This is a genomic window from Phycisphaerales bacterium (assembly GCA_029268515.1).
In the GTDB taxonomy this organism is placed as follows: Bacteria; Planctomycetota; Phycisphaerae; order Phycisphaerales; family SM1A02; genus JAQWNP01.
In genome coordinates this window covers 242,622-268,457 of record JAQWNP010000006.1, presented here as the reverse complement: position 1 = coordinate 268,457, position 25,836 = coordinate 242,622, and the positions used below count along the sequence as shown (strand labels likewise).

Here is a 25,836-nt window from a genome sequence, read left to right as displayed (position 1 = left end):
AACGTCTTTTGGACAGAGGAGTCTTATTACTTACGAGAGTCCTCGATTTCGAAAACAATATTAACAGTTGCTTGAATGGTGACATCACCCGCTTGGATTGAAGTCGATGGAGCAGATCCAAAGGCATTGCTCTCAGCCATCATTCTTGATCTTGGCATGCCGAGGTTGTGTTCGTTATTGGCGAAGTTGCCGACCGACACATTCAAAATTCGCACCAAAGTAATACCAGCAGCACTTGCCACGGTATTCGCATCGGTCATTGCATTCTTGGTAGCCAAGGTGATGGCTTCTTTGCGATAGGCTCGTTGGTCCTTGAGGCCGAACACAATCCTGTCGATGCTATTTGTTCCGGCACTCGTTGCAGCATCAATAATTGTGCCAACGTCGTTGATTCGACTGGTTTTGATAATGAGCTGGTTCGAGACGCGGTAGCCAATAATCTTTTCTTTCCAATCACTTGGCGGGTTGCGTGGTCTTGGAGCGTAGACCGGGTCAATATCAAATGAGCTTGTCTGGTATTCGTCTTTTGTGAGTCCCGCTTTCTTTAAAGCTTCCAAGCTCTTTTCCATCTTTGCGGCATTGTCACGTATGGAATCAGCGGCTTTGTCTTCTGTCGTTACGACCCCCAACATAATGGTGACCTGATCAGCGGGTCGTTCCATCATGGCCGTCCCGCTCAACTGAAGCTGAGGTACATCGCTTGGTGGAGCGTCAGCCATCACCTGAAAGTTGACCGCGGTTATAAGCGTAAGGACAAGAAGTAAAGGTTTGTTTGCAATGTTGATCATGACTCTAGCTCTCTCCATTGGACTGGCCTAAGAAGTCAGACAAGTGACCAGGAATGGTGTTGCTGCCACCATGACGAAGGTCTTCACGCATGGAATTTAGTTGGGTGGCGATAGAGCCATCGATCAACTGATCACCCACAAGTAGCTTTAATCCACCAAGCATCTCTGGCTCAGTGTATGCATGCAGAACCGGGTCCTTGCCAAGCGCACCTTTAATACGCATTCGAAGAGACTCGAGTTTTTCAGCGGGCAGCTCAACGGCCGTGAATAGATCGACCTCAACTCGGCCAAATTTGTCCTGGACCATTAAATCAAACGCCTGTGCAATCTGTTCCAAATGACCAAGTCGACCTTTACGATTGACAACAAGAAGGAATCGCAAGGTGAGATCTGTTATTCGATCAGCAAAAATACTGCGTAAACCCTGGGTGCGAGCCTCTGTTGAAACAATCGGTGAGCGCAGAAACTCCTGAAAGAGTTTGTTCTCTTTGGCTAACTCAACAATTGATTCAAGTTCTTGCCCAACCTCCATGATCTTGGCCTGACCACCCGCCGCATCGGCGAGTTCGTACAGACTCTTGGCGTAGATCATGGCTAAGGCATCAGTCTCGCGAGCCATAACTGGCTTCTCCTAAACTCAGTTCGCGTGGGCTTGGCCCATTTCATGGAGAGATTCATGCATGAGGCGTTCTTGATCATCAACCGAGATCTCACGCTTGAGTATCTTGCCCGCCATGGTGACGGCAAGTGTTGAGGACTCAGCGTAAAGCTCATTGATGGCAGCCTGTTTAGCCGCATCAATCTCTTGTGTGGCTCGCTGCTTCATATCAGTCAACTCAACTTCATTACGACTTCGCAGCTCTTCAGCAATCGCCTTGGCATCTGCTCGAGCCTTGGCGATCATGTCTGCTGCTTCGTGGCGTGCATTGGCAAGCTCGCGTTCATACTCTTCAAGCGCATTTTTAGCCTGCTTGCGAGCATCTTCAGCTGACTCGATCTCATCTTTGATCTTTCGATCTCGGTCTTCGAGTCCTTGCGTGATGCGAGGCCAGATATATTTAGCCAGCAAAACGAATGTAGCGCCAAAGACGATCACCGCTGTAATGAGCGGTAGAACTTCAATGATAACCGGTGAGTCGGATCCTCCTCCGGCGGCAAGCATCAACTGGTACATAGCCAGCTCCCTTATCTTGGGAATAAACCAACTGGCATAAGCATGTGCTTGTGCCAGCTAGTGATTACCCATAAGCGTTACTTCGCGCCAAGAATTCCGAGCAGACCTACGACCACTGCGAACAGTGCAACACCTTCCACAAGTGCGGCCGTAATAATCATGTTGGTGCCGATTGGGCCAGCCATTTCTGGTTGACGTGCAATGGCGCTCACGGCACCACTGCCAATGAGTCCGATGCCGAGACCCGCACCGACAGCTGCGATGCCAGCGGCCAAGCCGCCGCCAAGTCCCATACCGAGCCCACCACCGCCTTCGGCTTTGCCTACGGCTACGTTTTGTTGATGTGCTTCCTCTGTTTGAGCGGTACCGCCTGCAGCATCGTCTGCATAGCCAAGTGTATTGGTAAGGCCGATGCCGATCAGTGTGACGGCTAGAAGCGCGATCAGGTTCTTCATTGTAAGAGCCACTTTCCTCTGGTTAGTGCTTCGGCCAGAGCCGAATGCCGGATCTTGATTTGAAATGCTGTAGCCCTCAATGCGTACAGTTCATTTCGTGATTCAAAAACATAACTGGGGAACAACCCTAGCCATGTGCTGGTGCGTCTCGATACTCCAGGGCATGTTCAGTGCCCGTTTCTTTTTCATCGTCCTCATCATGGTGTGAGAGTTGCCCAATGAAAACGGTGGTCAGGAACATAAAGATAAATGCTTGTAGGAATGCTACGAAAATCTCTAAGAAGCTGATTGCAAGTGCGAACAGAATGGACGGAATGGAGATTCCAATGACCCCGGCCCAGCCAAGCGAGCTGTAGGCCATGTAGCCAAAGAGTGATAGCGTCGCCATCAATGTGTGACCAGCGACCATGTTGGCGAAGAGCCGAATGGCCAGTGCCGCAGGTTTGATGAGCAGACTCATGAGCTCTACTGGAACCATAATTGGAAGCAGGTACATCGGGGCACCACCACTGAGGTGCTTGAGCCAACCCCCAATACCCAGTTCGCGGAAGCCGTGAACTTGTATAACGATGAAGGCAAGTGCGGCGAGTCCGGCAGTCACAGCCAGATTGCTTGTCACAGTTCCACCAAACACGGCCCAATCCATTGCAGATTCGCCGCCTAAATCCACGTCGAACAGTACATCGCTGATGTGTTGAAGATCAACAAATGGGAAGAGTCCGATGAGATTGCAAACCAGTATGAAAAAGAACAACGTTAAGAGGAAGGGAAGGTATCGATTGGCATCCTTACCGAGTACTGGGCGGATCGCCTTTTCGGAAAGGTAGATCACAATCACTTCAATGAGCTGTCCAAAACGACTGCAAGTTCGATAGCGGTCGTTGCCTTCACTCTTGGGGCCAGTGGCAATCGCTCGAGCAGCGGATGTCAGTGCCCACCACAGTAGAAGCGCTGCCAAGATAAGCGTGATCATGTGCATGGTGACCAATGGTTGATTGGTCAGCCCGACATAATCACCCCATTGCTCGGTGCCACGAAACACAGGGCGAGGGCCGCCGACAAGGTCGACGTCTAGAACATGTCCAAGAGGGTTTATACCGCTACCAAGAAGTGCCATTTCAGGCGGGCTCCATCGGTTGTACCGCCTCTAACCGGGGTTGCACACCACGGAGGTGTGAAGCGCAGACCCAGGTTTCACCGGTGAGAAGGAAGAACCAGGAAATTAAGAAAGAACCGAAAACTGCCAGTTGGTTGAAATCGGTCGCGAAGTATACCAATAAGGAGATAACCAGGGTGAGCATCATGCGGAGTATTGTGCCGACCATCCACAACATGACCCAGAGTGATACCGGTCGCTGGTGGTGAGGCCTGATGATGGCGAGGTAAGCAACTGCAGGCAGGATCACGATGCCAGTCTCATAAAGGCCAACCAGGTACAAATCACCCGCATTTTCCACACCCATAAGCCAAACAACCAGTACATAAAGTGCATATCCGAGGATTGGGGCCAAGAAAGAGATGGTCCAGAGTGCTCGGGCTGGAAGGGCTGACCAGGGCCCAGGAAAGGTGCTCACCGGTCGTTTTGGGGCAGCCGGTGCCGTTTTGGAGTCAGAAACGCTGTTGAGTGGTGCTTTGGACAAGTCCGCTTTACCTATGAATGAGCCATTTTTTGATTAGGAACGGTCTTCTTGCTGCTTTTTGTAATCAGTGATTGCCTGCCGATTTGCTGAGAGCCCAATCTTGATCGCGCTAACCAGAGCAATAATGAGCCCTGTGACGGTGCCAACAATGATCCATGTATCCTTGGTACCAACCACCACATCAATCAACCAGCCGATGAGTAAGCCGGCCACGATTTCGCTAGCCATTGTGAAGCCGAGGCCCGATAGTCGCCACATGCGGTTTCGGGCGATATTTGGCTTTTTCTCGCCGGTTGGGTTGGCCACCATGATCTGGCTCTTGTACCTCTTTAGAGCCGAGGGGCCAAGGGGAGACCGGACCTATGTGAAAAATTTCTCAAAGTAGGCGGATTGCTGGGCTTCAAGCGGGGTGTTGATCAGTTGGTGGGTATGATTCTTAGTTATGACGCAGGGCGAGAATCCATATATTGACGTAACACCCAAGCCTCTGAGCCGTACCGACGGCCTGTTTCTGCCAGCTGTTTTTCGTGGTCTGGGCACGACGATGCGGCACTTCCTTACCAATGTAGGGCGGGATGGCAAAAATAAGGACAACCTCTGGGTGGTGCAGTACCCAGAAGAAAAGCGCGATGATCGACCTGTGGAAGAAGGAGGTCAGTATCGTCCAACCTTCCGTGGCGTACATCGGCTCAACCGTGATGAAGATGGCCGCGTTCGTTGTGTGGCATGCTTTATGTGCTCAACAGCATGCCCAGCGAACTGTATTCACATCGTGGGTGAGGCAGCACCCTGGGATGATCGAGAAAAGTACCCAAAGCAATTTGATATTGATGAGCTTCGTTGTATCTACTGCGGTATGTGTGAAGAAGCATGTCCTGTTGATGCTATTGAACTTACCCCAAGGTATGAGGTTGTTGGCCTGTCACGACAAGAAATGATTTTCGATAAGCAGAAGCTATTAGAAATCTATGACGCAACCATTGATGAAAAACCAATGTGATTAGCGGTCGCTCCAGAAGCGAGGACTGAGTAGCACTAAAAGTGTGAAGATCTCGAGCCTCCCTAAAGTCATCCATAAACACAAGAGAAGCTTGCTGGCATCAGTCATCCAGTTGTAGTTGTCCAAGGCGCCGATTGCACCCAGGCCTGGGCCAACAGTGCACAGTGTTGCAAGTGATGCAGATGAGGCGGTTGCAAATGAACATGCTTCATTTCCACCTTCAAAGAGCATCATCAAGATAGCACCGGAAATGAACAACAAGACAATCAGCACGAGATATGCCAGTGTGCCGAGTTTGAGTTCCTCATCGATGGTGGTGCCTGAAACCTTCAGTGGCCGCACGACATTGGGTCGGAAGACACGTTCGACCTCACCAAGAATGACGCGTAATCCAATCCAGATGCGAGCAATCTTGATTCCACCAGCGGTTGATCCTGCGGATCCGCCAATGAACATCAGTCCGATGATCGTAGCTGTTGCAAGAAAGGGCCAGTTACTAAAATCAGCAACGGTGAAGCCGGTGGTTGTTTGCTGTGAGATCGCAGTAAAACTGCCGTACAGCAGTGAAGCGCCTGCTGTTGGTGCAATAGCGACGCCTTCGGTGGTGATGATTGATGTCTGTGTGACCCACAGTGTCCCGGCGATCAGTAGCACACCAATAATAATGACGCCGACGTATACACGTAATTCAGTATCGCGCAGAATTGAACTAAATTTTCCGCGAGCAGCAGCAAAGTAGAGAATAAAGTTGGCGCTGGCCAGCACCATGAACAACATCGTAATGATGTCAATCGTTGCCGAGCGATAGCCACCCAGACTTGAGTTGTCATTACTAAATCCGCCTGTGGCGACGGTTGTGAATGCATGACAGACGGCATCAAAAAGAGACATCCCAGCAATCAACAGAGCAACGATAAGCGCCACTGTCATGCCGGTGTAGATCAGCCAAAGAATTCTTGCTGTCTCTCGTATGTGAGGGCGAACGCCTTCTGGGTCAGGTCCAGGCGCTTCAATTCGGAAGAGCCGTTTTCCACCAACACCCATCATGGGAAGAACCGCGACAAAGAGCACCACAATTCCCAGGCCGCCAAGCCATTGGGTCAGGGCGCGCCAGAGCAACAGGCTATGAGGCATCGCCTCAATATCCGTAAGCACACTGGCGCCAGTTGTTGATAATCCGCTGATTGATTCAAAAAAGCAGTTCACATAGCTGTTGAAAGGATGGTCCGCCGGATTATCTTGTTCGATCCACGACCACAAGAGATAGGGGAGCGCTGCGAGTAAGCTCACAACAACCCAAGCAATAGCGACGAGGAGCAGCGCTTCACGTCGGCCGATCGACATTTCTTTTCTGGATGAGGCGCCTGTTGTGACAAGATTTTTCTTCGGGCGAATCAAATGAGTGCCAAGTAGCCAGCTCATATAACCGAGCAGGGCCCCCAAACCAGCCGTGGCCAACAGGGCCCATTGGGCGGCGAGTTCAAAGTCGAAGTCGAGTGACCAGCGAATGATCGACCACAACCAAATGACCAAAATAATGCCACTGAGCACAGCTAAGAGTCGACCGAGTTGGCGCAGTATGAATGCGTAATTCACGAGACGTGACCCTGCACGCCAAATCGCTTGCGCAACGGAATCTCCTGTCCATGAGGCGCGACGACTAAAAGTGTGTCACCAGCTTGTATGGTCTCATCTGCTTGAGGCACAAAGACCTGATCACCTCGATCAACAACAACAATCATTCCACTTTCACCCAGTGCGATCTCTTTTAAATTCTTGCCGTTGACTTCTGCATCCTCGCCGACTTGAAGGCGAACCACATCAATCACATGATCGGCAAGTGATGCGACGACACGCAGAGGGCGTTCATTAATAACGTCGTTGATCTCGCGGATAGCCACGAGCCTTGGACTAAAGAAACGGTCAATGCCTACGTAGCGAAGGAGGTGCTGATAGTTCGATCGCTGAACGATGGCCATTGCTTGCTGAACACCCATACTCTTGGCCCATGCGCAGCCAAGAATGTTGTCTTCATCATCATTCTGTAAGGCTACGAAAGCGTCGACATGGTCAATGTGCTCATCTTCAAATACGGTGGGATCAGTTGGATCAGCTTGAATAACCGTGACCCAGTCCAGTTTGGTGGCTAACACTTCGGCACGCTGGCGATCTTGTTCAAACAAGCGAATAGAGAAGTTCCGGTCACGCAATTGCCTACACAGCCACACTGCGACAGGCGGTCCACCCATAATCGCAATGCGTTGTCTCTTAACGCCTCGATCATGAAAGAGGTGGCGAGCTGTTTGAAACACAGGTGCATTACCAACCAGTGTCACAATGTCTTCTGGCTGAATTTTTGTCTGTGCATCGGGGATGAATGCTTTTCCATACCGAGTGACAGCTGCGAGGCGAGAGCCAGCAGGGAGGTCGATGTTCTTTAGTTCCCGGCCGACTGCTTTTGCATTGTCACTGACAGAGAACTCCTGCATCTCTATGGCACCACGAGCGATATTCTCAATTAATATTGCACCAGGATTTCGAAGAGATGAAGCGAGCGCAAGTGCAGTAGAGAACTCGGGGCAGATAAGGCGATCCACATTAAAAAACGTGCGGTAGTTAAGAGAATCATTCATGTAAAATGCAATGTGATGCACTCTTGCAATGGTCTTCTTTGCACCCATTGACTTTGCTACTGCTGAGGTCACCAAATTGACGTCATCGCTGTTGGTGGCTGCCAGCACAAGGTCCGCATGTTGCACACCAGCTCGCTTAAGGGATTCAGCTGAAGAGGCATTCCCGAGTTGAGCGGCAATATCCATCGAGTCTTCTAAGCGCTCGATGCGGCTGATATCTGTATCAATCACAGTGATGTTGTGGTTGGCCTCGCTGAGGACCTCTGCTGCGTGGGATCCCACTTCGCCGGCGCCACAGATGATGATGTTCATATTTTTACTCAGATCCTCTAAGGCTGTCGTCGGACGTGCGATTCTACAGGTCAAATCATCGGATTGATTGATACTGAGAAAACACCCGTTTGCAGGACACTCTGTGTTATCGGCAGCTTTGGCGAAGCAGACGACCCCTCTCAAAGCCCCGAGAGGGTTCTTGTTGTCACTATCAGCGCTCATTGGGTGATTTCACCTTGTCCCTCATGCCACCTGGGTTATTCTCAATATTGAGGAAAGAGGCTTTGAAGGGGTCGAAGGGGGCAAATGATGTATTGGCTAAAAATTGCGGCGGCAGCTGGCTTACTGATGAGCGGGCTTATCCCATTGGGTTGCCAGACGAGAACAAGTTCCAACCGTTCGACTCAGGAACAGTGGCTGGCAGCATCAAGAGCGAGAATGTTGGTCATGCCTGGGCAAAACCTGTTGAGCTTGACGGGTGAAAATGGGGAGCTGGTCAGGAGACAGGAGTTCCTTCTCGGGCGACGCGATGGGCTGCTCAATGTGGGCCGAATTCCAGATTTTGCACCCGTTTATGTGGCTCAGATCCGGACCTGGGATCAACAACAAATCGTCAATGGTCGTCCCAATGAGTTCTTCATTCGAACGAACCGTAGCCTGGAAATCAACGGATCTCGGTGATAATAAATGAGGGACCTTTTTTTGGCCCAGAAAGCCATCATAAATGGGTCTTTTCTTTCATAAAGTGTTGTAGGCATCAGGGTTGTTCTTGACGGCCTTGACTTGCCTCGTCATACTTGAATCAACCGGCTTAGGCGCTTTTTCAGGGCTCAGGCCAGCCCCAGCCGGGGGCAAACAATGAAATAGCGCCTGAGCTAAGGGTATAGGGGCACCTCGCTTAGGCCACGATTAGTGGGGGTTCTTCAAGTATGGCTACAACTACTAAAAAAGACTTAATAGATCGCATCGCTGATGAAACGAATCAGCGTAGGACGGCCGTTAAAAAGACGGTTCAAGCATTCCTGAATAACGTCATCGATGAATTAGGAAAAGGGAACCGGATGGAGTTCCGTGACTTCGGCGTTTTTGAGATTCGCCAGCGCGCTCCTCGAATTGCACAGAATCCAAGGACACTTGAACGCGTGCCAGTTCCTGCAAAGCGAACGGTCAAGTTCAAGGTTGGTCGTTTGATGAAGGAAGCGCTCGATGATCAGCAGAAACCAGTTGCTGTGAGATCGATTGAGTCATCGAATGAAGTCCTTGAGATGACCGTCAGTGTTGACTAACAGAGGGGTCGTCTAACGACCTCAAGCCAGCGTTTGGCGATAGAGCTGGCCGTGGACAAGATGTGGAAGAACTGACGCAGCAGGGCATAACAAGCTGCTGTATTCTCATGGATGATATGAATCGTGGCTCAAGGAATGAGCAACCCACCCAAACATCATGATCAGGGCAGCCAACCTCAGACAGGATCTGGCAAAAGCCGTAGCGTTAAGCAGAGTTCCCAAGCGACAGCTCGAGAGCTCACGCATCTGCTTGAAGCGCTGCCACCGCATGCCATGGAGGCTGAGGTCAGTTTGCTTGGCTCGATGCTCCTTGAACCCACAGTCGTGGGCGATGTTGTGCAGACCCTCCGCGGCGGGTCGGATTTCTTTAAGCCGGCCAATGGCGCCATCTATGACGCTATGGTTGAGCTTTATGACAAGCACGCCTCGGTTGATATTGTTCAACTGAACCAGTTACTTGCCGACCGTGATGTTCTTAATTCTGTTGGTGGTCTCGACTATCTACTCGAGTTAGCCAATGCCGTGCCGAGTGCGACCAATGCACCTCACTATGCGAGGCTCGTCCGCCAGAAGGCGACAATCCGTCGCTTGATCTCTGCGGCCGGTGAGATCTTGGTGGATGCCCATCAAAATGCAGATGATGCAGAGACAGTTCTTAATACCGCTGAGCAGCGCATCTTCGAGATTGCTCAACAAGGTGAAGAACGACGAATTGAGTCTTTGCATGAATTGATTACGGAAGCCATGACTGTCCTGGAGAAGCAAGAAGGCCGCACCATTACAGGTGTGCCGACTGGTTTTTCTGAGCTTGATGAGGTGACCGGTGGTCTACAGCCAGGTGAGTTCATTATCGTGGCGGCCCGTCCGTCTATTGGTAAGACAGCATTGGCTCTGAATATGGCTGAATATATGGCGACGCACGACTATCCAGTTGGCCTATTTAGTCTGGAAATGAGCAAGCAACAGTTGGTTCAACGATTGTTGGCAGCCAGAGCGCAAATTAACTCCCAGCGACTGCGAAGAAATATGCTTCGCACGGATGACTATCGCTCATTGATGACTGCATGCGGTGAACTCATGAGTGCGCCTTTGTTTATTGATGACACACCGGGCCTGACCTTAATGCAGTTGCGAGCCAAGGCCCGTCGGATGAGTCAGAAGCATGGAATTAAGGCCTTGTTTATTGACTATCTTCAGCTGATGAGCTTGGGAGGACGAGTGGAATCTCGTCAGCAGGAGGTCAGCTCGTTGAGCCGAGGCGTGAAGGCCTTGGCTCGAGAATTAGATATTCCTGTTGTTTGCCTCAGTCAGCTTAATCGTGCTGCTGCAGAGCGGACGGGCCATCGGCCATTGTTGAATGACCTGCGTGAGTCAGGCGCTATTGAGCAGGATGCAGATGTGGTCACCATGCTCCATCGCGAAGAGTACTACCATGCATCTGATCCAACTTGGATTGAAGCCAACCCAGATAAAGCTGGTTTTGCAGAGTTGATTATTGCGAAGCAGCGGAATGGACCAACGCCTGTTATTTCGCTTTCTTGGCAGGCGAACTCGACGCGCTTCCTGGACTATGCCCCTGAGACCACTGGTGCTGGGCTGGGCGCCTTTACGACTGGCGGCAATCCATATGCGCCCGGTGGTGCTGGCAGTGGCAGTGGCGGTGGTGCTGGTGGCGGGGCTCAACTCGCTGGGATTCAAGATGATTTAGATGATGGGTTGCCACCTATTTGAGGCGAATCATCCCCGCTTCTGCCTATATCTCACGCAGAATACTCCAGGTGATGTATGCCGCGTACATGACCAAGAGGGTGATGCCTTCGGCGCGCGTGATACGTGCTGGCCCGGAAATCGCGATTGGCACGAGAATGATTGTAAAGACCAGCATGGCGCCTAAATCCCACCATCCGAACGGCATTGGAATGGGGACCACGCCTGCAAATGCAGTCACGCCTAGAACAAGCAGCAAGTTAAACAGGTTGGATCCCACCACATTGCCGACCGCCAGATCTGGTTGGTTGCGCTTCAGTGCGGTCAAAGAGGTCGAAATTTCTGGGAGGCTCGTAGCAACAGCCACAATGGTCAGGCCAATGAGCTCATCGCTTAAGCCCCACCATTGAGCAAGTCCAACGGCGCCTGTCTCTGTGAGCTTGCCACCAATGATGAGCGCCAGCAGCCCCATAAGGCACAGCCAGAAACCAGGCCAGATAGATGCTGGCTCATCCTGGCTCACAAGGTTGCGGGCCTCTTCCACAAGCTTATCCTTGCGATCGCCTAGGCCCTGTCGAACCCACAGAATAGCGCAGAAGACAAAGCAGAGTGTCAATACAAGTCCTTGGATCCACCCAAATCCTGCAAAGCCGCCTGTTCCCGGTAAGACCAAGCCCAAAGCACCGAGGCAGATGGTTAAGACTGTGGCGAGCACCATCAATGGCATCTCCCGTCTCAGAACCTTGCTCGTGACATAGAGGGGGAGAATCACCGCTGAAATACCGATGACTAGACCGATATTGGCAATATTGGAGCCAATGACATTTCCGAAGCTCAATTTAGATGACCCGCTCAGAGCTGCAATAATGTTCAAGGCGAGCTCAGGAGCGCTTGTGCCAAAGGCAACGACGGTCAAGCCAATAATCAGCGTAGAAATGCCTAGCCGTTCGGCAATCCGAACAGATCCATCTACCACCCAATGTCCGCCTAACATGAGTAAGGCGAGACCAGCCACCAGGAGAATGGCAGCAAGTGATGGTCCAGGACTAGAGTTGAGCAAATCGCCGATAGAACCGATCATTCCTGGGTGATTGTAGTGACCGGAACAAAGCCGTGGTGCTAACAGCATCTAAACTAACTGTTCGACCCAATAAGCCAGAGGCTGTATCCGCCTCATTAACCCCAGATCAAGAATGCACTATGCCATCACAGTTCGATAAAGACGAACTGGGGACCTTACTGACCCAGGCAGCGGAGGGCGATCAATATGCCTGGAAACAGCTTGTTGAAGCCTATAGCCGACGCATCTTTGGTCTGATCCGAGCGCGATGCAATGACCCAAATCTCGCAGAGGAAATCACTCAATCGACCTTCTGTACGCTTGCGACCAAGCTGCAAGACTACAAGGAGGTGGGGAAGTTTGAGTCTTGGCTTTTCCGGATTGCCGTTAACCGCCTTCGTGATGAAATGCGGCGCCGTAAGCGGCAGGCAACACCAGTGGCTGATGACACCCTCAGTGGGCTCCATGCCAGCAGCAGCCAGTCAATGGGATCGGCATCGTTGGGTGACGATATTGATTCAGAAATAACCAGTCGGCTGCGAGGGGCACTCAGCGAACTTCCGGATGCTGATCAGAAGATCCTTCAGCTGCGTCATTTTGGAGATCTGAGCTTCAAACAGATCGCTGAGATTCTTGATGAGCCGCTGGGCACGGTGCTGGCCAGGCAGCATCGAGCATTGAAAAAGCTCCGAGAATTGATGGAAAGACGTGATTATGAGCCTGATTAGCGACTTTTTGAAAAACAAACTGGTTGTCCGGCAATAAAAGGCAATGTCGAACCAGATAAGACGTTAGTTATTACGGAGATACGAAATGAATTCGCCTCATTCACATCATGAACCTGGGTCTGGAGATCCGCATGGGCAGTGGCCTGCGGCTGAATCTGCATTCACCTCAACTGGTCATCCAGTGGATCCAGAGCTGAATCAAATCGATGTTGATTTAGCGCGTATGGCTCATGCGCAAGCAGTACCCGAGGGCTTAGCTGATCGTATCTACCAGGCTTCAGTTGATGAATTGCCTGTTCCGAATCAACTGCGGGGTGATTTTCAAGGGACGCGCCAGTCGATATGGCGCACACCGATCTTCGCCCGCCTGGCAATGGCTGCTGCCGTTGGGCTGGCATTCATTGTGGCCGTTTGGGCGGCAACAGAGTCGATTCCGAATGATCTGCAATCCAGCCAACCAATGCTCGCAAGCTCAGGTGAAGCTCCAAGCATCATTCTCTTTTCCAAGCCAATTGGGCCACAGCAATCACCTTTGACAAGAACAGGTAAAGCAGTTTTTGTTGTCTCACGTGAAGAGATTGGTAGCCCAGTTTCCCAGTTGATGGAAACAGATCGAATGTCCTATTCCGATCTTGTTGGTGACATGGCCACCATCATCGAGGAAGCCTCAAATGAATCCCAAGAAAATGGTTCCCGACAATATGAGCTTATGAGCTCTGACTTAGGAATTTGATTGCTATTAATCGCCTGGCGAGAGCACTAAGATCGTTGTAACGTCTTGCGTGTAGATCTCAACAGGCATCTTAATGATGAATCTTTCAAGAGAACGCTATCTCGGTAGGGAAACGTCCATGCGCACCACTCTCGGAAGTCTATTCGTTCTGATCATGATCTCTATGTGTTTGACGTTGCTGATTGTGTCTGCTGCATTGAGCCAGGCACAACCAGAGGAAACGGCTCAATTTGAAGCGCCGATGCCGGACTCCGTTCGGATGATTCCAGTCCAACAGCATGAAGGAAAGATCACTGATTCAGCTTCATTTGTGGATCAGTGCATCGATGTTGCTGAGCAGATTGATCCTGCTTGGGGAGAACGACTGCGACAGACATGCGGCGACGAGCCAGAGTTACTAGAACAGGCTCTCCAGCGGTACGGTGGGCGGATTAGTGCCCTGGTTGAGCTTCGTGAGGTTGATCCCACACTTTACGAGCTCAAGCTCCAAGAAATCCGTAATGAGATGCAGGTCACTCGGGTGACCAATGACATGCGAGTTGCGGTTCAGGAGTATGGGGGTGACTCAAAGCCGGTTGGGGCTCTTAATAGCCAGCTACGAGGATTGGTCTACATGCAAGTGGTACTGAGCCACAAGGTCCGTGAACTGTATCTGCAACGCTTACGGGAACATGTTGAAGAATTAGAGGCCTCAATTGCTGATGACCAGGCAAATTTCGGGGCAGTCGTAGAGCAGCAATACCAAGATCTACTCGCCGAGGCTGGCCTGGGAGAGGCAGAGCGGACGGTCGCTCCTGATGGTTCTGAATCTCAATAGTGAATAGATTCGTGAACAGTCTTTGCGAAGATTGGCACGACGGCGTTATGAACCAGTACGATGCACCACGATGCCTCGTGCCGGCTCCGTACATACAAGCAAGCGTCTGAAATCGGGTCGTTCATCCCGCCGAACGGCCATCATTTCGGCATCGATTGTCGTTGCCATTGCAGTGGCCTGCCTGGGGACACTCCCGTACACACTCGGGACGGATGGAGAATCATCGAATGCACCACGCCGGATTGAGGCAACTGATCTATCAAAGTCACTATTGCCGCCATTCTGGGCACCACACAATGAAGTCGAGCGAGCACAAATCGCCAGCATCAAGGCAGAGACTGGCTCCACGCCACGTCCAATTTTCGGAACCGACAAATTAGGTCGTGATGTTTTTATTCGCAGCTTGGCTGGAGGTGGAATCAGTCTTGTCGTTGGACTGTCAGCTGCCGCACTGGCCATCTTGGTTGGCACACTCTACGGATCATTAGCAGCAGGTTTAGGCGGTCGCTGGGATGGCTTGCTCATGCGCACGGTTGATGTGCTTTATGGTCTTCCATACATCTTGCTGGTTGTTCTCATTGGGCTTGCTGTAGACGGGATCTTTCAACGCCAAGGCACGACGATCTCACCCGGGGCGCGGCAGTGGGTCAATGTGCTGACTCTCTGGATTGCGATTGGCTCGGTGAGTTGGCTCACGATTGCAAGAGTCATTCGTGGCCAGGTTCTCAGTTTGAAGGCCCAACCGTTCATGGAGGCTACGAGAGCAGTCGGTGTGCCTGTGCGCCGGCAGTTCGTCGTGCATCTTTTACCAAACCTATTGGGTCCCATCATTGTCTATGCGACGCTCACTGTACCGATGGCGATACTCAGTGAGTCATTCTTGAGTTTCCTGGGCATCGGTGTCCGTGAGCCACTGCCTAGCTGGGGCAATATGGCCGCGTCTGGACTGAGCGAACTAAATGTAGTGCGGGTGCGATGGTGGCTTATTTTGTGGCCCTGTCTCCTGATTGGTGTCACACTCTTGACCTTAAACTTCCTTGGAGAGGCTCTTCGAGACGTCTTTGATCCGAGGCGAAGATCACAGTAGATCACTGTCATCAAAGCTGAACCTAATTAAGCCTATGAAAACCAAACCTCAAACCGATACCAATGCTGCCAGTACAGAGACGCGACCGTTGTTGCGGGTCAGTAATCTCTCAATCAGTTTTGGGCTTGAAAATGGCAGCCAAGTACAGGCAGTCAATGGTGTGAATATTTCAGTCTTCGCTGGTCAGGTAGTGAGTTTGGTAGGGGAGTCTGGGTGTGGCAAGTCGGTCACCGCATTAAGCATGCTCCGGTTACTGCCAGAACCACCAGCACAAGTCCATGCACAGGCGATTGAACTTGAGGGCAGGGATCTCACTAAACTCAGTCCCGCCCAGATAAGGGATGTGCGAGGAAGTGAAATTGCCATGATCTTCCAAGAGCCAATGACTTCACTGAACCCGGTGTTCTCAATCGGAGATCAGTTAACGGAGGCCGTCTCATTACATCAAAAGGTGGGCCGAAAAGAGGCGCGGGAAATTGCAGCTATTGCATTGGGTGAGGTTGGAATCGCCGAGCCGTTACAGCGCATGCGAGAGTATCCACATCAGTTCAGCGGTGGTATGCGCCAACGCGTCATGATTGCAATGGGTTTAGTTTGCCAACCAAAGCTCTTAGTCGCCGATGAACCAACCACCGCTCTTGATGTAACGACCCAAGCAGAAGTACTCAAGCAGCTTGAAAAACTTGCCTGTGAACGAGATATGGGCATCCTGCTTATTACGCACGACTTGGGACTCGTTCGTCAACATACTGATGTTGTTTATGTGATGTATGGCGGGCGCATTTGCGAATGCGCTACCGTTGCGAATTTGTTTGAGGCGCCTCTGCATCCTTACACGCGTGGGCTATTGGCCTCGATCCCCCGGATGGGGGAGCGTGTCGACAGATTGCTCACGATTGACCAGACCCTGGAAGACCCTCGGGCTCGGGAGGCGGTACCGGGCACACCTGGGCTAAAACCTTGGTGGCCCCACTGGTCAGATCAAACTGATCAGGAGCCGATTCTGTGGGAAGCAGCGGAAAACCACTGGGTTCTCTGCCAATCGCCTGATAAGGCGCCAGGATCCCCTCAGAGGCGTCCTGAAGTGGCTTCAGGACGTTTCCGATCATCAGCGTCATGATGCCTCGCTTTTCACCGATACGGAACAATTAACCTCTCGGCGCACCATCGGGAACCGAAGGGGCACTTCTGTCGTATCAATTTTTAGAAGCGATGGGTTTGAGATCCGGCGGCACCAAAAGGAGCCAATGATGGTCGGCCTAAATAGAATTGATGCTCTTGCACAAGCGTGGGTGGGTCAGCAGACTCATCCTTCACAACTTGCGTTATTCCGGTCAATGTTTGGTCTACAGCAGTGGTATTACATTGGCTGTGGTGATAACCCGGATATTCTTCCATGGATAGACTTCGAGGAAGAAGAGCCGCACCTCATGTTCTTCTCTGAATCCAGCAGAGCCGCGCCCTACCTTGCTGAACTGGGTCCCAGTAGCAGCATTATTGATATTAACCCGGATGCTGCGTTGAGCTATGCGTTAATGCTGGCCGACCATGGGATAGAGCAGATTCGTTTTAATCACGGTCCCTTTGGTTTTTCTATGGCCACCAGCGCTCTTGAGCGCATGGAGCGTGAGGTGAGTGGGGCAACGCATCCACGTATTGATGCCCTCGTGATGTCAGCGACAAGTACCAATGAAACTGTCGACTACAACCGTGTTCTTCAAGCGCTTTGTTCCCTGTCGCGCTGGTACATCGTCACTGAAATGGCATGGCCAGATCAACCAGTGGTCTCAATCGCCAATGAAGAGCCCTGCATTGTCACGTTCTCAAATCGCAGTCAAGCCAGTCGTTTCGCTCGTCAGAAACAACTTGGTGACACGGGTGGGCAAAACAACAGTGAGGGAGATCGTGTCGTTCCGCTTCCAGTTGAGCATGCGCAGCCCTACTTGAATCGCCTCTTCAAAGAAGGGATTCGAAGTGCGGTTTTCAATGATGGCCCCCACCAATTTGTAACACCGATAGAAGACTTACTGAAACGGGTTGGCTAAAAGCTCCTGCGAACGGCAAATGTTTTTCGTTTGCTCGCCCGCTTCACTATCAAAGCGCGCCCACAGGTCCTACCCAAAGGTAGTGATCAAATGAAACGAACGTTTTGATGCAGAAAGTGTGCCTCATTCAACCAAGGACTTCGTCGTCTAATGACTCACACTCAATATTGGCAGCCTCGCCTTTAATCTTCTTCTCGACGTATTTACGGATCCAGGTGTCAAAGGACTTGCCAGCAGCCATGTCGCGGCCGCTGATGTTCACCTGGCTGATCTTGCTCACTGGAATGCAATGACGTCCACCACCCTTTGCAGGCATGATTTGAATTGATGACTGATCGATAGACTCAGCAGGGTTGTAATCGAAAACGAAGCCCTGAAGGACGGTGCCGTCGGTCAAGTTGATCGTGACATCGCCGCGATAGTCAGTTGCGAAACGCAGCCCCTGATTAAACAACTCTGGATCATCAGGCGAAAAACAACAGCCTTGTTTTAGTGGACTATCTGATTGATGATCTTCGTGAGACTTTGTTTCTTGTGGCATCGGTTTTCCTCCCGGCTTTCTTTCATCTGCGGGAACCCATCCTAGCAGCTGGCAAGCTCATCCGGGTGAGCAACTCATTTCATGGACATGATTAGGAAGAAGCCAGCTGTTTTTATAAAAGCAGATTTGGTGACTGGCAATTCTTAGGGCGTCAATTCTCGTCCACTCAACGGATCCATTATTTTCCAATCCAGTTTGCGAGCAAGACGCATAATGACCAGCCAGGCGATTTCTTGTTCAACAATAGTCAGTAGTACTTGCTTGATTGGATCCTCGTCAGGCGGAAGTTCTAAGCGAATGCCGGGGCCAAAAAGAATATCTTCGCCTGGACGTGATGGATGAGTGTTCAGTTGACTGAGCTGGGCAAGAAATTCCTTGCGATCACCAAGGGGCATAAGTTCGCCACTGGAGGATTCTTGCTTAGAGAGGATGACGAACTGCTGAGCCAAGTGTACAAATTCCAAAAAAGGTCTACTGGTTTAGTCTATTAGGAACCTTCTAATGCATCTCTTTCCGCAAGAAGGCGAGCGAGTGTTTCAATCAGACTGTCTAATGCTACTGGTTTATTGAGATAGTCATGAACACCCAGAGATTCAGCATAGGCCTTATGACGTCGGCCTTCATTTGCGGTCACCATAATCACGATCGGTGCTTCAGGAAGCTCTCGAATCTGTTCCAGCACGAGAAAGCCCGACCGCTTGGGTAGCATCATATCGAGCACCACGGCATCTGGATTGCTGTGATTGCACATCGATATGGCTGTATTGCCATCCATGGCCGTCTCGGTGCTTGCTCCTTCAGACTTAATGGCGATTTCCATGCTGCGCAAGATGTCCTCGTCGTCATCGACAATGAGAATGGACCGATTATGGAGGCGGGCTTGGTGCATATAGAAGCAGTGTATCTGGTTATCCGAAGAGGTTCTGATATCTCAAGTAGCCGAAACGATTGGCGTGCTCTGGGTTGGTTGTGATCGCTCAATGATTAGTTCAAGCTCCTGATCAGTCATCCATGGAAGGGCAGCAATCTTATCGATGAGTTTCTGTGGCATCGGCTTGCCCTCCCGCTCAAATCGAGGACGACTTTTCCATCGACGGTGAAGCCACAAATACTGCTCCGGAGCGATACGAACCATATCTTCGATCGCACGTGTGTAGCGAGCACTAATGTAAAAAGTTGGATCATCTTGTTCAGCCCAATCGTCAGGCGGGATAATGTCTTGTACATGAAGTTCATAGGACAATTCACCCTTGCGGCGACGGGCACACCCAATGACGACAGGCACGTTGTGTCGAATCGCCATCATCGCGATGGCTTTATAGCTTGAAGCAAGGCGGCCAAAGAATGGAACGAAGACGCCACGATTGCCAGCGTTTTGATCGGCCGTTGTTCCAACGCGACCGCCCGATTCAAGTAAGTTCGTCAAGATTGGCGTGGCGCCTTCCTGTGAAATAATGCGCGTGCCATATGCCTGCCGAATTCTCAGAATCCAATCATAGATCAGTTTGTTTCCCACTGGACGAGCAATCACGGCATCGATGGGATATTCAAGCGCTGAGAGTGCGAAGCCAAGCATTTCCCAATTTCCATAGTGCGCCGTCAACACCACCATTGGTTCTCGCCGCATCAGTCTGTCCAGTAGTGAAGCAGCTGATTCCAGAAAGAGGTATTGAGGCCATGTTGATTCAGTGATCACGCGATGCATTATTTGAGCATCTACCATGACGACTTGCATCAAGTGTTCCATTGACTGTTGTCGAACCTCTTTGATCCTTTGAGGAGACCAGTCGGGAAACGCTAAGGCAATGTTCTGCTCCATTCGTTTTTGACGTCGTGGATTAGAAGCATCAACAAGTCTGCCAACAAGGCGAGCCAAGGCTCGGCCAGCAGGAATACTTGCTGCTGCGGGAAAGCAGCCAAGTGTACGTATCGCCACGTACTCCGCGATGTTGATAGCTTTATGTCTCATTTGAGAGGGGTCGGTCGCCTGCGTGCGTGGGGCGTTCTTCAGAAGGTGAACTATTGGCGATAATTTGGTCTATCGCAGCACCATTGAGCCATGGTAGAGAGTCGATCTTATTTCGCATGGCGACGGGTACTGGACGCCCCTCCCGTTCAAAGCGAGGGCGGCTCTTCCATCTTCGGTGCAGCCAGAAGTACTGATTTGGAGCTAAGCGGATTAGTTTTTCCACCGCATGGGCGATTCTTGCGGTGATGTAGAAGATGGGATCCTCTACATTTGCCCAATCATCAGGACGAATGACATCAGAGTTAACAATCTTGTAACGCATGGTTCGATTGATTCGGTGAGCGGCAGAGACCATGATGGTGGAATTAAAACGAAGTGCGAGCAGCGCCATTGATTTGTGGCTTGAGGCCAATCTTCCAAAAAATGGAACGAAGATGCCTTGATTGCCGGCATCTTGATCTCCAATGAAGCCAATGTGACGCCCTTGCTCCTCCATGTTTTCGAGTTGCTTGGTGGCGCCCGTTTTAGTAATGATCTCGAGTCCCTCAGATTCACGGACTCGAAGTATCCAATCGTTGAGTAGTTTGTTATCCAGTGGTCTAGCGATGGCTGATATCGGGAAGCGAAGCATACTTAACGCATGACCAATCATCTCCCAGTTTCCATGATGTCCAGTGACCAGTAAGCACGGCTTAGGATGGATAAGCTCATCAACTAAATGGCGCGTTCCAGTCATATCAATGTACTGCGGCCAATTCGCTTGATTGATCATTCGATGTGCAATAAGCGCATCGACCATAAAGACGCGGAACATATGCTCCATCGATTCCCGAGCGATTCGATCCACCTTTGAAGGTGACCAATCAGGGAAGCTTTTTTGAATGTTAAAGCGGGCCTCTTTACTGCGTTTACGGCAGTATCGGTAATACAAAGAACCGACGAGGCCTGCAGTATGCAAGTTCTGTTCTGGACTGAATGACTGCACTACGCTCGCGAAGGTGCGTAATGGAAGATATTCACTCCAGTCCCGAAGTGCGGAGCGTCGAGGCACGGTTGGTTCCTGGGCGTCGTTAGCGCCCCGACTTACCGGTCAGAATAAACAAGCGATTGGCATTAAGGATAGGAATCTGAGCTTGCTTGGCCTGATCCATGAGGTTCTGATATTGGCTGACCAGTTCAGACTGGCGTACATAGAGATCCATCTGATCTTGATTTGGGTTTGGACCAAGATCCATCGGTCGAGGCGGCTCTACGCCAAGCACAAGAAAATCTAGATCGCCCGGTACGTTTGTTGCCTGGACACTAAGCCCACCCCAATCATTGATGAGACTTCGGATGTACTCCTCGTCTGAATCAGCAATTCCGTCTTGATCCAAATCAAAGCGGCCATGTACCAAGAACTTGAATTGATAGGTGGGGTCATAGATCGCATTCGCCAGTACATCGTTACGAACAATGGGATGTCCTCTTGTCGCCCGTGTGATCCTCGCGGTCGAAGTCGTGTCGCCAACCTTCGTCACTTGGATACTTCCTTTGCCGCGAGCAACCTCACCCGTACGGGGGTCCACGCGAATGGCTGAGGGGTCGTCATAGACCTCAAAGTTCATACCCAAGACGATTCGGTCATTCTTTCCACGATCGAGGAATACCATGTCATTTCCAGCAGTATCAATGATCTGTCCATCGACAAGCATCGCGGGATCCTGGCTTGTAACGCGTGCTTCAAGTACGCGTGCTTCAAGCTCTTTGAGTCGACTCAACAGGCGAGCATTTTCGTCTCGTAGATTGTCCGTTTCGTCTTCTAAATCTTCAATGTCACCGGTATATCGATTGCGATAACGTTCTTTGTCGTCCTCTAAAGAAACCGCAAGCTGTTGTACCTCTGTAACGTATCGGTCTCCGGCTTTTCGATAACCATCTATGCGGCCAGAGACCTGCTGCATTTCTTGATCATGAGCAGCTTTAGCCGCTGCAGCGTCATCACGGCCCTGCTCGACTTGAGCCTGCATATCGGTAAGCTGCGTCTTCGTTGAATCAAGTTCGTTCTGTGTGTTTGATCGAGATCGTTCAATCTCTTGCATTTTCAGTCGAAGGCTCTGTGTTCCTGGATTCAACCCCGCCATCTTCTTCTTAAGCTCATCCAGTGTTGTGTTGGGGTCGCCATCGACATACTGCATCACATCAGCGGACTTACCGTTCAGGTAAGCAGTGACTGTCTTGCGTTGCGACTTTGCAGCGGCTTCCATCAGTTTTACTGAGTCGTTGTTTCGCGAGGCGGTGTCTACATAGACGCCCAGGGCATTGTTCGCCTCTACATTGTTTTCTCTCTCAGTTGTATATCGACCGTAAATGACAATCGAGAGAATCAATAGAAAGATGGACACCAAGATGAAAACCACCAAAGCGACCAGAACGCCGGTACCGGCATTTGTACGAAGTGCCATCTAAAACGCCTCCCTGAAGGGCCTTTTTACGAAATGGGTAAGACGCTCACCATAGAGAAATCTCTATCCATCTACGTTAGCCATGCAGTGTTCCAGGATTGTAGAGTCCCGTCAACTGATCTGGGCTTATGGTGGTGAAAAAGCTACTTAGGCCCGCCCATTACGTCCGAGTGACCCGTAGAACCTCAGAAAATGTGGTTTCGCCAGCTCGTACCTTCTCGAGTCCAGAGTCAATCAGCCTCGTTAGATCACCAACCTTCTCAGCGGCTTTGCTGATGGTGGAGGCATTGGTTCGCTCCATAATCTGTGTTCGAACGTCTTCTGTCACACGTAGTAACTCGAAGAGGCCGATCCTTCCCCGAAGTCCGGTCTGGCGGCATTCACCACAGCCTTTTCCAATACGCAAATGATCTTCTGGCCGTGCTTTGAAACTTGCAGGTACATCAAGTGACTTTACGGAGACATGCTCCGCACAGTTTGAACAAACCCGCCGCACTAGGCGCTGAGCCAGAACGCCCTCAAGCGAACTAGAGACAAGGAAAGGCTCGACACCCATATCCAAAAGTCTTGTTGTCGCGCTTGCAGCATCATTAGTATGTAGGGTAGAAAAAACGAGGTGGCCAGTGAGAGACGCTTGAATTGCGGCTTCAGCCGTTTCTTGATCTCTAATCTCACCAATCATGACAATGTCCGGATCATGCCGAAGGATGGCTCGGAGACCAGCGGCAAAATTGAGTCCGACGTCATGATGTACTTGGATCTGGTTTACGCCATCAACGTGGTACTCCACCGGATCTTCGACGGTTATTGCTTTGACGGAATCACTGACAATTCTATTAAGTGAAGCGTAGAGTGTTGTTGATTTTCCACTACCAGTGGGACCAGTTACGAGCAGGATGCCATGTGGCCGGCCGATGAGATCATCCCATCGCTCACGAATAAAGCGCGGCATTCCTAGATCTTCGAGCTCAAGCAGGATGGCACTTTTGTTGAGTAGCCGCAGAACAATACCCTCGCCGAAGAGCATTGGAATCACGCTTGCACGTAGATCAAAGTCATCCTGTTGGTATCGAAAGAGAATTCGACCATCCTGTGGGCGGCGTTTCTCGGCGATATTGAGGTTGGCCATGATCTTGATTCGGCTGATGATTGCATGGCGAAATCTGCTAACGGTGGTGGGTACACCTGCGGATATAAGGATGCCGTCAATTCGGTATCGAATGATCAGCGTATCTTCGTACGGCTCAATATGAATATCTGTCGCTCGTTCACGAATCGCCTCAACAAGCAGATCATTAACCAACTTAATAACACTCGCTTCTTGAGCCTGGCCGAGTTCATCTTCGGCGCCGCTTAAGCCAACATCAATTGGCACGTCAATGTCGTCGTCTGTTAAGGCATCAAGGGTGTCGCCCGCAACGCCATAGTGACGCCGAATGAACTTTCTTAAATTGGTCTCATCAGCGAGCACCAAATCAATGGTCTTCCCAGTGAGTATTCGTAGCTCATCGAAAGCAGTTAGTTCAAATGGGTCAGAGGTGGCAACTTGAAGTGTGTCACCATTGATCGCAAGAGGTACACAGCGTTTTTTGAAAATCAATTTGGCAGGAAGTGACGTGAGTACTTCTTCTGTGATCTCGTAGGACTGCAGATCGACCACCGGCATTGAAAACTGTTCACCGATCGCCGCAAGTACCTGGCTATCGCTGACCATGCCAAGGCGCACCAGAACATGGTCGAGACGCTGGCCAGATCGCTCCTGCTCGACAATGGCGGTAGCCAACTGGTCATCAGTTAGGAGACGTTGCTCAACAAGTATGGTTCCAAGGGCCACGTTTGCATTGTATGAAGCCCAGCCAGATTATCAGGGCACATTGAAATTAGCTCTTTATTTGGCCTAAACCCAGATTCAAGCGATCGGGTCGGTTTTAGACGGCGGCTCGGCCTTCCCGGGGTTGCCTTGATACTCTACGACGCTACTCTCAGAGACCCGCGACACCGCTGATCGGGTGGTTTCGGGATAATACAAATGGATTGCCCGCGTCGAGTCCCTACACTGAAGGGCCTATTAATTTCCAGTCTCGAAGGACATGAACATGACTCATATTGAAGCAAGCAATGCTCTTGAAATCCTTAGTAAGCACCAACTGGTCGATGGAATGCCGATGGTCATTGATCTCGAGCGATCCCACGGCTCGTGGATCTACGACGCTTGCTCAAATCAGGAGTACCTAGACGCCTTTACCTGTTTTGCTTCATGGCCTCTTGGGTATAACCATCCTAAATTCTCTGACCCAGATTACCTTGATGAACTCGTACGAGCAGCGAAGGCGAATTTATCCAATTCTGATCTTTATAGTCTAGAGATGACCCGTTTTGTTGAGACCTTTGGGCAGCACGCCACACCAGATGGCTTCCGTCATCATTTCTGGGTTTCAGGTGGATCACTGGCTGTTGAGAATGCGCTGAAGGCAGCCTTTGATTGGAAGGCTCGTAAACTCGGCCGCGTAGACTTCGAAGACGATGTTAATGACCTGGGTGTTCTGCACTTTAAGCAGGCATTCCATGGCCGCTCTGGTTACACGATGAGTTTGACAAACACGCTGCCTGATAAAGTGGGGCTGTTTCCTAAGTTTGATTGGCCACGCGTTCATAACCCAAAAATCATCTTCGATGAAAAGGGTGGTATTGCCAACGATGTGGAAGCAGAAGAAGCCATTACTTATGAGCAGATCGATGCTGTATTTGCGAATGGATCGAAGTTTAAGAATCGTATTGCCGCAATTATCATTGAGCCCATGCAGGGCGAGGGTGGCGACAATCACTTCCGCCCGGAATTTTTACAGAAGCTCCGAGACTATGCTCAGAATGAAGAGGCGCTTCTCATCTATGACGAAGTACAAACGGGCTTCTTCGGTTCCGGAAAACCTTGGATTTGGGAGCACCATGGTGTAGCACCAGATCTCCTCGCTTTCGGAAAGAAGGCTCAGGTGTGTGGCTTTATGGCCGGTCCGCGAATTGATGAAGTCGAAGACAATGTCTTCCAAATCTCCAGCCGCATTAACTCGACATGGGGCGGAAGCCTTGTGGATATGGTCCGGTCACGTCGCTTCATGGAGATTATCCATGAGGATAATCTCATGGCTCAGGTGACTGAGACTGGTGAATATGTAAAGAGTGGTCTTCGAGCGATTGCACAAGAGACAGGCGCATTCACAAATGTTCGTGGCATAGGTTCATTGCATGCCTTCACATTTGAAACAGGTGCGCAGCGTGATGCAGTAGGCAATTCATTGTTCGGTCAGAAATTGATAGGTCTGACCTGTGGTCCGCGATCCCTGAGATTTAGGTTGCCAATGACGATGACTTGTCCAGAGGTAGATCAGCTTCTTGAGCGCGTCGCAATATGTGCTCGAGATCATGTGCTGACTTAAACACTTGCCGCTCGTGTCATGA

28 protein-coding genes are annotated in these 25,836 nt (G+C 50.8%); 11 read left to right on the top strand and 17 right to left on the bottom strand.

Features of this window, described 5'->3' with window-relative positions; all coding sequences use genetic code 11:
• Window positions 1-26: 26 nt before the first annotated feature.
• The 7 genes from P8J86_04060 to P8J86_04030 all read right to left on the bottom strand — a co-directional run bounded on the left by P8J86_04060 (window position 27) and on the right by P8J86_04030 (window position 4,366).
• A complete protein-coding gene (locus P8J86_04060) occupies window positions 27-788 on the bottom strand; it encodes an SIMPL domain-containing protein (GenBank protein ID MDG2053862.1) in 762 nt (253 codons plus the stop codon).
• 4 nt (window positions 789-792) lie between these two features.
• A complete protein-coding gene (atpH, locus tag P8J86_04055) occupies window positions 793-1,407 on the bottom strand; it encodes an ATP synthase F1 subunit delta (GenBank protein ID MDG2053861.1) in 615 nt (204 codons plus the stop codon).
• A gap of 18 nt (window positions 1,408-1,425) precedes the next feature.
• Window positions 1,426-1,962 (bottom strand): F0F1 ATP synthase subunit B, encoded by a 537-nt coding sequence (atpF, locus tag P8J86_04050; GenBank protein ID MDG2053860.1) that lies wholly within the window; start codon window positions 1,960-1,962, stop codon window positions 1,426-1,428.
• Window positions 1,963-2,039: 77 nt separating this feature from the next.
• The gene (atpE, locus tag P8J86_04045) at window positions 2,040-2,417 is read right to left on the bottom strand and encodes an ATP synthase F0 subunit C (protein MDG2053859.1); all 378 of its coding nucleotides are present in this window, start codon (window positions 2,415-2,417) and stop codon (window positions 2,040-2,042) included.
• 127 nt (window positions 2,418-2,544) lie between these two features.
• Window positions 2,545-3,534, bottom strand: coding sequence for a F0F1 ATP synthase subunit A (gene atpB / locus P8J86_04040; GenBank protein ID MDG2053858.1), 990 nt, complete (start codon window positions 3,532-3,534; stop codon window positions 2,545-2,547).
• 1 nt (window position 3,535) lies between these two features.
• Entirely contained in the window at window positions 3,536-4,057 is a 522-nt protein-coding gene (locus tag P8J86_04035; protein ID MDG2053857.1) for a hypothetical protein, read from the bottom strand.
• A 33-nt stretch (window positions 4,058-4,090) separates the two neighbouring features.
• A complete protein-coding gene (locus P8J86_04030) occupies window positions 4,091-4,366 on the bottom strand; it encodes an AtpZ/AtpI family protein (protein ID MDG2053856.1) in 276 nt (91 codons plus the stop codon).
• A gap of 133 nt (window positions 4,367-4,499) precedes the next feature.
• Here P8J86_04030 and P8J86_04025 point away from each other — a divergent pair, with 133 nt between their 5' ends.
• Window positions 4,500-5,057 (top strand): NADH-quinone oxidoreductase subunit I, encoded by a 558-nt coding sequence (locus P8J86_04025; GenBank protein MDG2053855.1) that lies wholly within the window; start codon window positions 4,500-4,502, stop codon window positions 5,055-5,057.
• Here the strand turns inward: P8J86_04025 and P8J86_04020 are convergent, their stop codons facing one another.
• Window positions 5,058-6,653, bottom strand: a complete 1,596-nt coding sequence (locus P8J86_04020) for a TrkH family potassium uptake protein (GenBank protein MDG2053854.1) — start codon at window positions 6,651-6,653, stop codon at window positions 5,058-5,060.
• Window positions 6,650-8,002 (bottom strand): Trk system potassium transporter TrkA, encoded by a 1,353-nt coding sequence (gene trkA / locus P8J86_04015; GenBank protein MDG2053853.1) that lies wholly within the window; start codon window positions 8,000-8,002, stop codon window positions 6,650-6,652. The genes P8J86_04020 and trkA overlap by 4 nt, the downstream gene beginning before the upstream one ends.
• Before the next feature lie 267 nt (window positions 8,003-8,269).
• Between trkA and P8J86_04010 the strand changes: the two genes are divergently transcribed.
• The 3 genes from P8J86_04010 (at window position 8,270) to dnaB (ending at window position 10,980) form a co-directional block, all read left to right on the top strand.
• Window positions 8,270-8,644 carry a hypothetical protein gene (locus P8J86_04010; GenBank protein ID MDG2053852.1) on the top strand — a complete coding sequence of 125 codons (375 nt, stop codon included), beginning with the start codon at window positions 8,270-8,272 and terminating at the stop codon, window positions 8,642-8,644.
• A 248-nt stretch (window positions 8,645-8,892) separates the two neighbouring features.
• Entirely contained in the window at window positions 8,893-9,249 is a 357-nt protein-coding gene (locus tag P8J86_04005) for an integration host factor subunit beta (protein MDG2053851.1), read from the top strand.
• Window positions 9,250-9,384: 135 nt separating this feature from the next.
• On the top strand, window positions 9,385-10,980 hold the full coding sequence (dnaB, locus tag P8J86_04000; GenBank protein MDG2053850.1) for a replicative DNA helicase: 1,596 nt from the start codon (window positions 9,385-9,387) through the stop codon (window positions 10,978-10,980).
• A 22-nt stretch (window positions 10,981-11,002) separates the two neighbouring features.
• Here dnaB and P8J86_03995 read toward each other — a convergent pair whose 3' ends face one another.
• Window positions 11,003-12,037, bottom strand: a complete 1,035-nt coding sequence (locus tag P8J86_03995) for a calcium/sodium antiporter (protein ID MDG2053849.1) — start codon at window positions 12,035-12,037, stop codon at window positions 11,003-11,005.
• Between the two features lie 119 nt (window positions 12,038-12,156).
• Between P8J86_03995 and P8J86_03990 the strand changes: the two genes are divergently transcribed.
• The 6 genes from P8J86_03990 (at window position 12,157) to P8J86_03965 (ending at window position 17,426) form a co-directional block, all read left to right on the top strand.
• Window positions 12,157-12,744 carry an RNA polymerase sigma factor gene (locus P8J86_03990; protein MDG2053848.1) on the top strand — a complete coding sequence of 196 codons (588 nt, stop codon included), beginning with the start codon at window positions 12,157-12,159 and terminating at the stop codon, window positions 12,742-12,744.
• A gap of 85 nt (window positions 12,745-12,829) precedes the next feature.
• The gene (locus P8J86_03985) at window positions 12,830-13,477 is read left to right on the top strand and encodes a hypothetical protein (GenBank protein MDG2053847.1); all 648 of its coding nucleotides are present in this window, start codon (window positions 12,830-12,832) and stop codon (window positions 13,475-13,477) included.
• A 118-nt stretch (window positions 13,478-13,595) separates the two neighbouring features.
• Complete coding sequence (locus P8J86_03980) at window positions 13,596-14,294, top strand: hypothetical protein (protein MDG2053846.1); 699 nt, start codon at window positions 13,596-13,598, stop codon at window positions 14,292-14,294.
• 70 nt (window positions 14,295-14,364) lie between these two features.
• The gene (locus P8J86_03975) at window positions 14,365-15,381 is read left to right on the top strand and encodes an ABC transporter permease (protein MDG2053845.1); all 1,017 of its coding nucleotides are present in this window, start codon (window positions 14,365-14,367) and stop codon (window positions 15,379-15,381) included.
• A 34-nt stretch (window positions 15,382-15,415) separates the two neighbouring features.
• A complete protein-coding gene (locus tag P8J86_03970) occupies window positions 15,416-16,501 on the top strand; it encodes an ABC transporter ATP-binding protein (GenBank protein ID MDG2053844.1) in 1,086 nt (361 codons plus the stop codon).
• Between the two features lie 127 nt (window positions 16,502-16,628).
• Window positions 16,629-17,426, top strand: a complete 798-nt coding sequence (locus tag P8J86_03965; protein ID MDG2053843.1) for a hypothetical protein — start codon at window positions 16,629-16,631, stop codon at window positions 17,424-17,426.
• Between the two features lie 127 nt (window positions 17,427-17,553).
• Here P8J86_03965 and P8J86_03960 read toward each other — a convergent pair whose 3' ends face one another.
• The 7 genes from P8J86_03960 to P8J86_03930 form a co-directional block, all read right to left on the bottom strand.
• Window positions 17,554-17,967, bottom strand: coding sequence for a hypothetical protein (locus P8J86_03960; GenBank protein ID MDG2053842.1), 414 nt, complete (start codon window positions 17,965-17,967; stop codon window positions 17,554-17,556).
• 143 nt (window positions 17,968-18,110) lie between these two features.
• A complete protein-coding gene (locus P8J86_03955; GenBank protein ID MDG2053841.1) occupies window positions 18,111-18,431 on the bottom strand; it encodes a hypothetical protein in 321 nt (106 codons plus the stop codon).
• Between the two features lie 23 nt (window positions 18,432-18,454).
• Window positions 18,455-18,856, bottom strand: a complete 402-nt coding sequence (locus tag P8J86_03950; GenBank protein MDG2053840.1) for a response regulator — start codon at window positions 18,854-18,856, stop codon at window positions 18,455-18,457.
• A 42-nt stretch (window positions 18,857-18,898) separates the two neighbouring features.
• The gene (locus P8J86_03945) at window positions 18,899-19,936 is read right to left on the bottom strand and encodes a hypothetical protein (GenBank protein MDG2053839.1); all 1,038 of its coding nucleotides are present in this window, start codon (window positions 19,934-19,936) and stop codon (window positions 18,899-18,901) included.
• Window positions 19,926-20,987, bottom strand: a complete 1,062-nt coding sequence (locus P8J86_03940) for a lysophospholipid acyltransferase family protein (GenBank protein MDG2053838.1) — start codon at window positions 20,985-20,987, stop codon at window positions 19,926-19,928. The genes P8J86_03945 and P8J86_03940 overlap by 11 nt, the downstream gene beginning before the upstream one ends.
• Before the next feature lie 19 nt (window positions 20,988-21,006).
• Window positions 21,007-22,380: a hypothetical protein gene (locus tag P8J86_03935; GenBank protein MDG2053837.1), complete on the bottom strand. Its 1,374-nt coding sequence runs from the start codon at window positions 22,378-22,380 to the stop codon at window positions 21,007-21,009.
• A 160-nt stretch (window positions 22,381-22,540) separates the two neighbouring features.
• On the bottom strand, window positions 22,541-24,214 hold the full coding sequence (locus P8J86_03930; protein MDG2053836.1) for a GspE/PulE family protein: 1,674 nt from the start codon (window positions 24,212-24,214) through the stop codon (window positions 22,541-22,543).
• Window positions 24,215-24,476: 262 nt separating this feature from the next.
• Here P8J86_03930 and P8J86_03925 point away from each other — a divergent pair, with 262 nt between their 5' ends.
• Window positions 24,477-25,814: an aminotransferase class III-fold pyridoxal phosphate-dependent enzyme gene (locus tag P8J86_03925; protein ID MDG2053835.1), complete on the top strand. Its 1,338-nt coding sequence runs from the start codon at window positions 24,477-24,479 to the stop codon at window positions 25,812-25,814.
• Window positions 25,815-25,836: the final 22 nt, after the last annotated feature.